Below are 12,898 nucleotides of genomic sequence, written 5' to 3'. Positions count from 1 at the left end.
TTCGCGAAAGCGTACTTCAAACAAATCTTTATTTTTGTAAAATGATTTTAACAGATACACATACACACTTATATAGCGAAGCATTTGATGAAGACCGAAAAGAGATGATGCAACGAGCAATTGATGCTGGTGTGGAACGTTTTTTTGTACCGGCTATTGACTCTACTTATACACCAGCGATGCTGAAATTGAAAAAGGATTATCCTAGCTATGTACATTTGATGGCTGGTTTACATCCGACGCATGTTAAAGAGAACTATCTAGAAGAGCTAGCGCATGTTCATGAGATGCTGGATAAAGAACAATTTGTTGCGATTGGTGAAATAGGTGTGGATTTATACTGGAGTGATGAGTTTAAGTCTCAACAAATTGAGGCGTTTAAAACTCAGATTGACTGGTCTATTAAGCGTGAATTACCCATTGCAATCCACTGTAGAGATGCGTTTGATGAGGTTTTTGAGGTGCTTGAATCTTATCGCGGTACTTCCTTAAATGGTATATTTCATTGTTTCACGGGTTCACTTAAGCAGGCTCAACTAGCTGTCGATTTAAATATGAGTTTAGGCATAGGTGGTGTTGCCACTTTTAAAAATGGAAAGATTGATAAATTTTTAAGTGAAATAGATTTAAAACACATCGTTTTAGAAACGGACGCACCTTATCTCGCGCCAGTTCCTTATAGAGGTAAACGTAATGAAAGTGCTTATATAGCGCTTGTAGCACAGAAATTGGCAGAGGTTTACGATACCGGTATAGAGCACATTGCCGAAGTAACAACCTTAAATTCTACTAAAATCTTCGGAGTGTAAGTGTTGAGATACTTACATTTACAGCCCCTAACTTAACTAGAAATATATTGGCCCAATTTGATGACATAAGATTTTTTAATGATGCCGAGGTGAATATTGCGCTTCAAAGTGCAGTGCGTCACCCAATGATTAAAACTCTATTTCAATATACTTTTCCAGACATGCCTTATGAAGAGGTGAAGGAAATCGTGTTGAATTGTAAATCGATTAATGATTTTCAACGAGATGTGATTAGGGAATCTGTAATGAGAATTTTAAAAGAAAGTTCTGCGGGATTAACAACTTCAGGATTTGAGAATTTAGAAAAAGATCAGTCTTATCTGTATATTTCAAATCATAGAGATATTATATTAGATACTTGTTTGCTTAATGTGAAACTGTTTGATCATGATTTAATTAGAACAGCCAGTGCCATTGGTGATAATCTTGTGCAACGACCATTTGTTAATGCGTTAAGTAAATTGACACGTAATTTTATTGTTAAAAGAGGTGTAGGTCCACGAGAAACCTTGTTAAGTAGTAAAAAGCTAAGTGAATACATCAGGGCATTACTCCAAGAAGAGAATAGAAGTGTGTGGATTGCACAAAGGCAAGGAAGGACTAAAGATGGTAATGATGTAACCGAACAAGGAGTGCTTAAAATGATTGGCCTTGCGTCTGGTAATATGCCAGTGCATGAGTATCTTAATGATCTTAAAATAGTGCCGGTAAGCATTTCTTATGAATATGATCCTACGGACATATTAAAAGTGCCTGAATTATTAGCGAAAGCTGCTGAAGAGGAGTATATCAAGTCAGAGAATGAGGACTTTAATAGTATTTTAAAAGGAGCTTTAGGGCAAAAAAAACATATACACATTGCAGCTGGAAAGCCTCTAATCTTCTCAAATGATACGGCTGCAGGCACTAATCAAGTTTTACAACAAATAGTAAGTCAGTTGGATGATACTATACAATCTAATTATAAATTATGGCCTACTAACTACGTAGCTTATGATTTAGTGTCAAACAAAAAGAAATATGGCGAGTATTATACGGATCAAGATCTAGCTTATTTTGAACGCCGTTTGCGACTCAGAGTTAATATTGAAGATGAGAAAGCCGTAGAAAGTTTCCTAATGATGTATGCTAGACCTGTCTTTAATAAGGAAAAACTGGCGGTTGTAGATGAAGCCTAGAATACTTCTTATATACACTGGTGGTACTATTGGGATGATTAAAGATCCAGAAACAGGTGCTTTAAAATCTTTTGACTTTACTGAGCTACTATTCCATATACCAGAACTTAAGCAATTGGATTGTCAGATAGAAACTACTTCTTTTGATGAGCCTATTGATTCTTCTGATATGGATTTGGGTTACTGGAAGATTCTGGGTGATATAATTAATGCAAAATATGATGACTATCACGGTTTTGTAGTGTTGCATGGTAGTGATACTATGTCGCACACTGGTAGCGCATTGAGTTTTATGTTCGAAAATCTTACTAAGCCAGTGATATTAACGGGATCACAACTTCCTATAGGAGATTTGCGAACAGATGCCAAGGAAAATCTTATTACGAGTATTCAGTTGGCGAGTGAATGGGATAATGATGAGCCTATAATAAAAGAGGTGTGCGTTTATTTTGAATACCAATTATATAGAGCAAATCGAACAGCTAAAATGAATGCAGAGCATTTTGAAGCTTTTAGCTCTCCTAATTATCCGCCGCTAGCCATAAGTGGTGTTCATTTAAATATTGATAGACAGTTATTGTGGAAAGGTGGTTTTGATCGCGTATCGATGGCAAAAAAAGATTCCTTAGAATTGAGTCCGCTTAAAATGATATATAGACCCGAAATGGACTCTAAAGTTGTGGTGCTGAAGTTATTTCCTGGAATTACCAAAGAGGTCGTTAAGGCTATATGTGAAATAGAAAGTTTGCGCGGTATAATTCTAGAAACATATGGTAGCGGTAATGCTCCTACTTCAAGTTGGTTTATAGATGCCCTAAAGCAAGCCTTGATGAAGGATGTTAGAATCGTTAATGTAACGCAATGCCGTGGCGGTGCAGTTGATATGGGTAAATATGAAACCAGTGTAGCTTTAAAAAAATTAGGCATGGTGTCAGGTTATGATATTACTACAGAGGCCGCGCTTGCTAAAATGATGTATTTGTTAGCATATATGCCAGAAACTGGTGATTTTAAAAAATATTTTGAAACTTCATTAAGAGGAGAGATAAGTGTGTAAAATATTCTTGAGATAAGGTTAATTTTTTGTAATCTTGTCGTCAATTAGAGAGGTGGCCGAGTGGTCGAAGGCGCACGCCTGGAAAGCGTGTAAACGGCAACGTTTCGAGGGTTCGAATCCCTTCCTCTCTGCAAAAACCCTTCTTGTCTTCATGGCTTGAAGGGTTTTTTATTGCAGCGTCTAATTGGTTATATCGGAGTATTTATGCTTGTTTTCTCTATAATTCAGGTCTTATGGAGAAAGATTTCGTTACTTCAAAAGCCGTTATTTTGCTGTTATTCAGAAGTTAGGCTTGTTAATTAATAATAATTAACATTGGTATAATAATAGAAGTTCTGTTTTTTGAGAGATAAATTATATATTTACCCCTTGACTCGAAAATTCAAATAAATCAATAAATCTTAAAATGAAACGATCACTTTCAATTTTGTTCATGGCTGTAGTAATGATGTTAGGTCTATCTACAACTGCAAATGCTAGCACAACTGCAACTACAACTAGCGCAATTACAACTATTATTTCTCAGGATGATGATGCTTCGGCTAACGTTACTGAAGAGATCACATTCCACCAAGAGCTTAAAAAGCGTTTTATAGAAGGTGGTCCAGTATTCATGTCATTTGTATTGATATGTCTTATTTTAGGTTTAGCAATCGCTATCGAAAGAATTATTTATTTAAATCTTTCTACTACTAACTCTAAGAAATTAGCAGCACAAGTAGAAGACGCTCTTAAGAGTGGTGGTGTTGAAGCGGCTAAAGAGGTTTGTAGAAATACAAAAGGACCTGTTGCTTCTATTTACTATCAAGGTCTTGATAGAGCAGACGAAAGTGTTGAAGCCGCAGAGAAAGCTGTTGTAGCTTACGGTGGTGTTCAAATGGGACAGTTAGAGAAGAACGTTTCTTGGGTTTCTTTATTTATCGCACTAGCACCGATGCTTGGTTTCATGGGTACGGTATTAGGTATGATTGATGCTTTTGATAATATCCAGTCTGCTGGAGCTATGGAGCCTGCACTTGTGGCTGGTGGTATTAAAGTAGCACTATTGACAACTGTATTTGGTCTTATCGTAGCGATTATACTTCAAATCTTTTATAATTACATCGTTGCAAAAATCGATAGTATTGTAAACGACATGGAGGATGCTTCTATAACACTTATTGATATTCTTGTAGACTACAAGAATGGAAAGCTGTAATTAACCCTTTAAACCAGATTTAAATCATGGTATTACATAAAGTATTTAAATATCTAGCGCTTTTGCTGTGTGTTATCGCAGCTGGTTTCTTTCTCTATACGATTTCGGTAGGAGATGAGGCTATCCAAGCAGAAGCAGCAGATTTAACAAATGATGGTGCGTTGCAAAATGCGACACTGGCACCTATGATGTATCTAGCATATGCGGTAATGGCTATTACTGTCGGTCTAGTTTTATTCTTTGTTTTGAAAGGGATTTTTAGTAGCCCAGCTGTATTAAAGCGTTCTTTAATATCAGTTGGTATACTTGTTGCTATTTGTTTAATAGCATATTTTGGATTTGCAGATGATGCAGTAACTGATCCTGGAACTGGACAATTAGTGATGTTAGATGAAGGTGAACCACTAACAGCAGACACTTCTAAATTAGTAGGAGCTTCTATCTATACTTTCTATATCGTCGCTGTTCTTGCAGTAGGTTCAATTTTGTGGACTGGAGTAAGCAAATTATTAAATAGATAAATTATGGCTAGAAGAGCAGCACCTGAGGTAAATGCAGGATCAATGGCAGATATTGCCTTCCTACTTTTGATTTTCTTCCTAGTAACTACTACTATTGAAGTTGATAGTGGGATTGTAAGTAAGCTGCCGCCAGAAGTTGATGAGAAGACTCCACCACCACCAGTTAAGAAGAAAAATATTTTTCAGGTTTTGGTGAATAAGGACAATCAACTATTAGTTGAAGAAGAGTTAATGGAGTTGAAGGATTTAACTGATGCCGCAGTAGCGTTTATAGATAACGGTGGTGGTGAAGGTAAAAGTGGATGTGCTTATTGTGAGGGCGAAAGAAGTCCTGATTCATCTGATAATCCTAAAAAAGCCATTGTTTCTTTAGTTAATGATAGACAAGCAACTTATAATTATTACATAACTGTAACTAATGAGTTGGTAAGAGCTTATACGATACTTAGAAACCGCGCGGCAACGCAACGTTATGGTGAGACTTATGAATCTATGTATGCTAGATATAAGGATACACAAGAGGCAGATAAGGAGACACCTGAGTATTTAGAGTTAGAGAAAAGATTAGACGTCATAAGAGAGCTTTATCCAAGAAATCTTTCTGAGGCAGAACCACAAGTAGCAGGATAATATGTCAAAGTTTAATAAGAAAAAGAGTGGTGATTTACCACCAGTATCGACAGCATCTTTACCAGATATCGTATTCATGCTTTTATTTTTCTTCATGGTTGCAACCGTGATGAGAGATGATGAGATGCTTGTAGAAAATCAATTACCTGCCGCAAATCAAGTGGAGAAGTTAGAAGATAAAAATAAACTGGTTAATATTTATATAGGTAAGCCAGGTGTTAATTATCAGAAAACCTTCGGTACTAGTGATGTGGTGCAATTAGGTGATAAAATTTCTCGTGTTGATGATGTGTATAATTACGTTAACACTAAAAGATCTGCAATGCCAGAAAATTTACAAGATCAGATGATGGTATCTTTAAAGGTTGATAGAAATGCAAAAGTAGGTGTTCTTACTGATGTGAAGCAAGAATTAAGAAAAGCGCAAGCACTTAAAATTACTTATACTTCTAATCAAGGTGATCCAATGAATAACATAAAGAGAAGATAATAATTCTCTTATTTATATCTAGAAGCCGTTTCTTATTGAAACGGCTTTTTTTATTAGCGACGTTTCAAATTCATATCTTTACTACATGAAACAACTTATGATTCTATTAGGTCTTTTAATGACCTTTTCTGGAAATGCACAAAGTAGTGAGGATGATAGAAAGGAAAACGCTATTCCTACTGTTGTCGATTCTCTGTATAGAGAAGATCAGTTCTACATAGGCTTATCTTTTAACCTTATCAATAATGAACCGGCAGATTTTACACAAAATGGATTTTCCGGAGGTTTACATTTAGGCTTTATCAGAGATATGCCTCTTAATAAACGTCGTAATAAAGCGATAGGCGTTGGGCTGGGCTTCTCTACTAACACTTATAATTCAAACCTGTTTATAGGTGAAGATGAGGATGGTAATTCCATATACTCCATCTTGGATTCCGATGTTGATTATAAATCAAATAGATTGAATACTAATTTAATTGAAATGCCTATTCAATATAGATGGAGAACTTCTACAGCAACTAAGTATAATTTCTGGCGTATTTACACTGGTATTAAACTAGGTTATATTTATTATTATAAAGCGCGATTTGAACAAGCTAATAACACTGTAGTACAAACTAGTATTCCAGAACTTAACAAGTTTAGGTACTCCGCAACTCTTACTTTGGGGAATGGTAGTTTTAACGCTTTTGTTCAATACAATTTAAATACGTTATTCGATAAATCAGCCCAGATTAATGGAGAGTCTGTCAACTTGCAGCCTATAAAATTTGGGATAGAATTTTATTTATTATAAGAAGTATATGCCTGTCGTTATTTGTGCAATCAGTCCAGTAATGAAACCAAAGAGTAATTCATGACCTTTATGTGCCTTCATGGATAATCTAGATGTTGCTGTTAATCCAGAAAGTATAAATAGAATTGCTATTGATAGTACTGATGGTGTCTCAATGCTCGCGTGCAGCATGATGCTAAATCCTATTACTCCACCCATCGCCATCATATGTAAGCTCAATTTATAACGTGCTATAGTCATAACAAAGGCTACAATCGTTGCAATGAGTACACCAACAAAAAAATAGTAAAGAGGTAAATCAGTGAAGTCATTAAAGCCACCTCTTATTAAAATAAGCAATAAGATAGCATATGTGGCTAGCGGTGTACGTCGTTCTCTAATATGTGGTAGGTGAATGCTTTTAACTACTCCTAACAGCTTTAAAATGGCAAATATTAGCATCGGAAGAACAGCCGTTAATACTAGAATTAAATACATTTTCAATTCTATAATCGTACCGTCGGTGAAGGACACATTTAAAAAGTACCATAAAGCAACAACTGCTGGGACAAATAATGGGTTAACTAGATAACTCCAGAACCTCAAAAAACCTTTCATGACTTTCTTTTAAATTTCCTTGCGTAAGCGTGCGACAGGAATGTCTAATTGCTCTCTATATTTTGCAACAGTACGCCTTGCTATAGGATATCCCTTTTCTTTAAGCAGTTCTGCTAGTTTTCGATCGGTCAATGGCTTTCTCTTACTTTCTTCACCTATAACGGTTTCTAGTATTTTTTTAATTTCTCTAGTAGATACTTCTTCACCATCAGAATTGGTCATGGATTCAGAAAAGAATTCTTTAATCAATTTAGTACCGTAAGGTGTGTCAACATATTTAGAATTTGCTACTCGTGATACGGTTGACACATCCATTCCTATTTCGTCTGCAATATCTTTAAGAATCATCGGTCTTAAATTACGTTCATCACCTGTTAAGAAATATTCTTTCTGATAATACATAATAGAGGACATAGTCATAAAAAGTGTTTCCTGACGTTGTTTAATAGCCTCAATAAACCATTTTGCGCCATCTAACTTTTGTTTAATGAACATAACGGCATCCTTTTGGGATTTACTTTTTTCTTTAGCCTCTTTGTAACCTTTTAACATGTTAGAGTAATCTCTAGAGACATGCAATTCTGGCGCGTTACGACCATTCAAAGTAAGTTCTAATTCACCATCTTTAATACGAATTGTAAAATCAGGAACTACTTGTTCCACCATTCTGGTGCTACCACCAGCATAGGCACTACCAGGTTTAGGATTCAAGTGTTCTATTTCTTCTATAGCATCACGCAGCTCATCTTCATCAATATGGTATTTTTCTAGTATTTTTTTATAATGCTTTTTACTAAATGCGTCAAATGATTCACCTACTAACTTCATCGCTAGCTCAGTGCTTTCATTATTACGCTTTCGCGAAAGCTGAATTAATAAACACTCTTGTAAATCACGAGCTCCTACACCAGCAGGATCTAGCTGTTGTACCACTTTTAGAACTTGTTCAACTTCTAAGACATCTGTGTAGATGTTCATGGTAAAAGCGAGGTCGTCTGCGATGTCTTCCATGGATCTACGGATGTATCCACTATTATCTATGCTACCTACTAAAAATTGAGCTATTCCATAGTGTTGCTCGCTTAATCTTCTTGTATTTAATTGATCAGTTAAAGATTGTGTAAATGATGTCCCAGAGGCATATGGAATACTTTTCTCATCGTCATCTGCACTGTAATTATTTGCTTGAGTTCTGTATTCTGGTATATCATCATCACTTAGGTATTCATCGACGTTGATATCTGCTTCAATAGTGTCGTTCTCGTCCCCATATTCATCTTGATTAGAGAACTCATCATAATCGTCATCTAGACTGTCTTTACTATCATCTAGGGCAGGATTCTCTTCTAACTCTTGTTTAACACGTTGTTCAAATGCCTGTGTAGGCAATTGAATCAACTTCATCAACTGGATTTGTTGAGGAGAAAGCTTTTGTGATAGCTTGAAATTTAACGACTGTCTAAGCATGGGATTATTAATTACCTAGTAAAAATAACAAAAGCCTTATTTATAAAGGCAGTTTGTTTATTAAATATAAACTAATACTGGTGTAGGGTACTTAATTAAAAATAAAGTCCCAAAACCAGAGTATGGTATTGGGACTTAGTAAATGTTAAGCGATAATTATTTAAAACTCTGCATTTCCAGGTGTTCTAGGATAAGGTATTACATCTCTAATGTTGCTCATTCCTGTAACAAACATTACTAATCTTTCAAATCCAAGACCAAAACCACTATGTGTAACACTACCGAACTTTCGTGTTTCTAAATACCACCATAGTTCTTCTTCAGGAATGCCCATGGTGTCCATTTTATCTTTAAGTACATCATAACGTTCTTCACGTTGTGATCCACCTATTATTTCACCTATACCTGGGAATAAAATATCCATAGCTCTCACAGTTTCACGACCTTCACTATCTGGGTCATTTAATCTCATGTAAAATGCTTTAATGTCTGCAGGATAATCAAATAAAATTACTGGGCATTCAAAATGTTTTTCAACAAGGTAACGCTCGTGTTCACTTTGTAAATCTGCGCCCCATTCTTCAATAAGATATTTAAACTTCTTTTTCTTATTGGGCTTAGAACTTTTTAAAATATCAATAGCTTCGGTATAGGAAACTCGTTTAAAATTATTTTTAAGAATAAACTCTAGTTTCTTGCGCAACTCCATAGGGCTACGTTCAGCTTGTGGTTTACTTTTGTCTTCTTGTATTAACCTGTTTTCAAGGAAATCTAAATCGTCTTTACAGTTGTCCAGTGCATATTTTACTACTGATTTGATAAAGTCTTCTGATAGATCCATGTTAGCATCTAGATCGTTAAATGCCACTTCAGGCTCTATCATCCAAAACTCTGCAAGGTGTCTAGAGGTGTTTGAGTTTTCTGCTCTAAAAGTAGGGCCAAAAGTATATACCTGTCCTAATCCCATAGCATATGTCTCAGCTTCTAGTTGACCAGAAACAGTAAGGTTAGATTCTTTTTCAAAGAAATCTTGTTTGTAGTCTATGTTTCCGTCCTCATCGAGCGGTGGATTCTTTGGGTCTAAAGTTGATAATCGGAACATTTCGCCGGCTCCTTCTGCATCACTACCGGTAATTATAGGTGTGTGTGCTTGATAAAATCCATTCTCTTGAAAGTACTTGTGGACTGCAAAAGATAATGCAGCACGCACTCTCATCACTGCGCCAAAGGTGTTAGTACGCACTCTTAAATGTGCCTGCTCACGTAGTGTTTCAAGTTTGTGACGTTTAGGAGATAGAATTGTTTTTGCAACTTCTTCTGGATCTGCTGTACCTAATATGGTAACATTTTTTGCTTGTAGTTCAACACGCTGGCCGCTTCCTGCGCTTTCTACTAGAGTTCCAGTTACGGCAACCGCTGCCGCTACATTAACTTGGTCTAGAAGAGTGCGTTCAAAGTTATCTGGCTCAATAACACACTGTAAATTATGAATGGTAGATCCGTCGTTTAATGCGATGAATCGATCGTTTCTAAAACTACGTACCCAACCTTTTACAGTAATCTCCTGCATGCTAGGTTCTGCTTGCAATAATGCGGCAATTCTTTGATGTTGCATTCTCGATTTTTTAAGAACAGCAAATATAATTTTTATGACATGGAATGCCAATGATTATCAAAGGGATTGTTGTGATAATGCTTACGCGAAAGCAAAATATTAATTACTCTTGCTCATCATCACCATCTTTATGGATGATAGGTATAGGTAGTTTCTTAAAGGTGCGCTCATTTGCAATACTACGTTCTAGTGATAAAAGCATACTAGGAAGTAATAATAGGTTAGAAAGCATTGCAAATAATAATGTGGCACTGACTAATGCGCCTAGCGCCACTGTGCCGCCAAAGCTAGAAATTGTAAATGTTGAAAATCCAAAGAACAATACAATAGAAGTGTAAAACATGCTGACACCTGTTTCTCTTAAAGCTGCATAAACTGATTTCTTAACACGCCACTTATTAGCTATCAATTCTTGTCTATATTTTGCCAAGAAGTGAATGGTATCATCTACAGATATACCAAAGGCTATCGAGAATACTAAAATAGTTGATGGTTTTATAGGGACACCTAAGTAGCCCATTAATCCAGCTGTAATAATTAATGGTAGAATATTAGGTACTAGCGAGACTAGAATCATGCGCACAGACTTAAACATCCATGCCATAAAGAGAGCAATAAGGATAATGGCAAGGGTAAGTGATATGATTAAATTATTAATCAGGTAATTCGTTCCTTTTTGAAACACTAGTGCTTTACCAGTTAATAAAACTTCATACTTCTCCTCAGGGAAAACCTTAGTAATTTCATCACGTAAATCCTCTTCTACACGTTCCATGCGATCTGTTCCCATGTCTTTCATAAACGTCGTTATGCGTGCATATTGGCCTGTACTATCTACATAGCTTTTCATAAGCATGGCGTCACCACCACTATCATCCAATAGTGTAGAAATACCAACGCGTTCATAGGTAGTTGGTAGGTCATAAAATTCTGGGTCACCACCATAAAATGCCTGTTTAGTATATTTTACTATACTTACGATAGACATAGGTCTAGACAGCTCTGGTGTTTCAATAATATGAGCCTCAAGTTCATCTAGTTTTTTAAGTGTCTTGGCCTTAGAAACTCCTTTTTTGCTTTTAGTATTTACCACTATTTCTAGCGGCATGATACCGTCAAAACTTTCTTCAAAGAATTTAATGTCTTTATAAAATTGCATAGACTTAGGCATGTCTTCTATAAGGCTACCAGAAACTCTTATTTGATACATTCCTATTATAGAAATAACTAATACAATCAAGCTGGTAATGTATATAGCAATACGATTTTCCTTTACCATGCGCTCTGTCCAGTCTACAAATGTACCTATCCAGCGCTTTCTTAAATGCTCTAGATGCCTATCTTTAGGAACTGGTAGATAGCTGTATATGATAGGGATTATCATTAAGCTTAAAAGAAAAATGGAAACGATACATATAGAGGCTACGATTCCGAATTCACTCAGTAGTGTACTGTCGGTAAAGATAAATGTAGCAAATCCACTAGCTGTAGTAAGATTAGTCATTAAGGTCGCATTACCTACTTTGGTAATCACACGTTGAAGTGATTTAGCTTGGTTCCCATGTTCTTTAATTTCTTGTTGGTATTTATTAATTAAGAAAATACAGTTAGGGATTCCTATAACAATAATTAATGGCGGTATGAGAGCGGTCAATACAGTAATCTCATAGTTAAGCAATCCTAGAAAACCGAAAGCCCACATCACACCTATAATCACAGTGACTATAGATATAAAGGTAGCTCTCCATGATCTAAAGAAGAAAAAGAAAATTGCTGATGTAATAAGTAATGCTGCTAGTAAAAACATACTTATTTCATCAACTATATTCTGTGAGTTTAACGTCCTGATATATGGCATTCCAGAAACTCTTAATTCTGATAGACCGTGATTTTCTTTATAATCCTCAATGAGTGGATTGAATTTCTCAAGTACAAACTCTTTTCTGATAGAGCTATTTACGATATCCTTTTTGATGTAAATCGCTGTTCTAAGAACTGAGTCTTTTTCACTGAATATAAGGTTGCGATAAAATGGCAACTCTCCAAATAGCTTTGTTTTATATGCTGAGAGCTCTTCTTTAGATGTTAAAGGAGCTTTAGATAACTGCTCTATAATAAACTTAGAGGCGTCATCAGATTTTTTAAGGACTGGAAGGTTAGATGTAGATAGAACAAGTTCTACTTCATCATATTTTTCAATAGAGTCGGCAAGTGAGTTCCAAGCGTTAAAATCTTCATACGTGAGAAGGTCACTATTTTTTATACCTAGAATGATTAAGTTTCCTTCTTCACCAAATTTTTCTAGAAACTGTCTGTATTCTTGATTTACAGGATGGTTGTCAGGTAACAGATTTGCCTCAGAATGGGTAAATCGCATATTACTCCATTGGGTAGCAAGACCGATGGTGGCCAGAATTATAAGGCCTAAAAGAATCTCTCGATTACGCAAAATGATTCTTGCGATGCCATTCCAAAACGAAAAACTAAATAACTTTTGCATAGTCCTTTAACAGGGCTGCAAAGGTAGGTTTTAAAGA

General features: G+C 35.8%; 12 protein-coding genes and 1 tRNA gene. 9 read left to right on the top strand and 4 right to left on the bottom strand.

Annotation, left to right across the window (positions count from 1 at the left end; all coding sequences use genetic code 11):
- Nucleotides 1-41 precede the first annotated feature (41 nt).
- From R1T42_RS10195 to R1T42_RS10155, 9 genes are all read left to right on the top strand, one after another.
- Nucleotides 42-809: a TatD family hydrolase gene (locus R1T42_RS10195; protein ID WP_317290260.1), complete on the top strand. Its 768-nt coding sequence runs from the start codon at nt 42-44 to the stop codon at nt 807-809.
- A gap of 47 nt (nt 810-856) precedes the next feature.
- Entirely contained in the window at nt 857-1,987 is a 1,131-nt protein-coding gene (locus R1T42_RS10190) for a 1-acyl-sn-glycerol-3-phosphate acyltransferase (protein ID WP_042247271.1), read from the top strand.
- Entirely contained in the window at nt 1,977-3,044 is a 1,068-nt protein-coding gene (locus R1T42_RS10185) for an asparaginase (RefSeq protein ID WP_317290259.1), read from the top strand. The genes R1T42_RS10190 and R1T42_RS10185 overlap by 11 nt, the downstream gene beginning before the upstream one ends.
- 46 nt (nt 3,045-3,090) lie before the next feature.
- Nucleotides 3,091-3,175: transfer RNA gene (locus R1T42_RS10180), tRNA-Ser, on the top strand.
- A 275-nt stretch (nt 3,176-3,450) separates the two neighbouring features.
- Nucleotides 3,451-4,242 carry a MotA/TolQ/ExbB proton channel family protein gene (locus tag R1T42_RS10175; RefSeq protein WP_006796119.1) on the top strand — a complete coding sequence of 264 codons (792 nt, stop codon included), beginning with the start codon at nt 3,451-3,453 and terminating at the stop codon, nt 4,240-4,242.
- Between the two features lie 26 nt (nt 4,243-4,268).
- Nucleotides 4,269-4,763 (top strand): hypothetical protein, encoded by a 495-nt coding sequence (locus R1T42_RS10170; protein WP_036584025.1) that lies wholly within the window; start codon nt 4,269-4,271, stop codon nt 4,761-4,763.
- A 3-nt stretch (nt 4,764-4,766) separates the two neighbouring features.
- A complete protein-coding gene (locus R1T42_RS10165) occupies nt 4,767-5,393 on the top strand; it encodes an ExbD/TolR family protein (protein ID WP_036584028.1) in 627 nt (208 codons plus the stop codon).
- 1 nt (nt 5,394) lies between these two features.
- The gene (locus R1T42_RS10160) at nt 5,395-5,883 is read left to right on the top strand and encodes an ExbD/TolR family protein (RefSeq protein WP_006796116.1); all 489 of its coding nucleotides are present in this window, start codon (nt 5,395-5,397) and stop codon (nt 5,881-5,883) included.
- 85 nt (nt 5,884-5,968) lie between these two features.
- On the top strand, nt 5,969-6,682 hold the full coding sequence (locus R1T42_RS10155; protein ID WP_036584031.1) for a porin family protein: 714 nt from the start codon (nt 5,969-5,971) through the stop codon (nt 6,680-6,682).
- On the opposite strand, the gene R1T42_RS10150 is transcribed toward R1T42_RS10155, so the two are convergent.
- The 4 genes from R1T42_RS10150 to R1T42_RS10135 form a co-directional block, all read right to left on the bottom strand.
- Nucleotides 6,677-7,279 (bottom strand): hypothetical protein, encoded by a 603-nt coding sequence (locus tag R1T42_RS10150; protein ID WP_317290258.1) that lies wholly within the window; start codon nt 7,277-7,279, stop codon nt 6,677-6,679. The two genes, R1T42_RS10155 and R1T42_RS10150, sit on opposite strands and share 6 nt — an antisense overlap.
- A 9-nt stretch (nt 7,280-7,288) precedes the next feature.
- Nucleotides 7,289-8,746, bottom strand: a complete 1,458-nt coding sequence (gene rpoN / locus R1T42_RS10145) for an RNA polymerase factor sigma-54 (protein ID WP_317290257.1) — start codon at nt 8,744-8,746, stop codon at nt 7,289-7,291.
- A gap of 160 nt (nt 8,747-8,906) precedes the next feature.
- The gene (gene asnS / locus R1T42_RS10140; protein ID WP_042247278.1) at nt 8,907-10,361 is read right to left on the bottom strand and encodes an asparagine--tRNA ligase; all 1,455 of its coding nucleotides are present in this window, start codon (nt 10,359-10,361) and stop codon (nt 8,907-8,909) included.
- 103 nt (nt 10,362-10,464) lie between these two features.
- Nucleotides 10,465-12,861 (bottom strand): efflux RND transporter permease subunit, encoded by a 2,397-nt coding sequence (locus R1T42_RS10135; protein ID WP_317290256.1) that lies wholly within the window; start codon nt 12,859-12,861, stop codon nt 10,465-10,467.
- Nucleotides 12,862-12,898: the final 37 nt, after the last annotated feature.

It is taken from the genome of Nonlabens ulvanivorans (assembly GCF_032922765.1).
Classification (GTDB): Bacteria; Bacteroidota; Bacteroidia; order Flavobacteriales; family Flavobacteriaceae; genus Nonlabens; species Nonlabens ulvanivorans.
The sequence above is the reverse complement of the archived record's forward strand: the minus strand, read 5'-3'. Positions and strand labels throughout refer to the sequence as shown.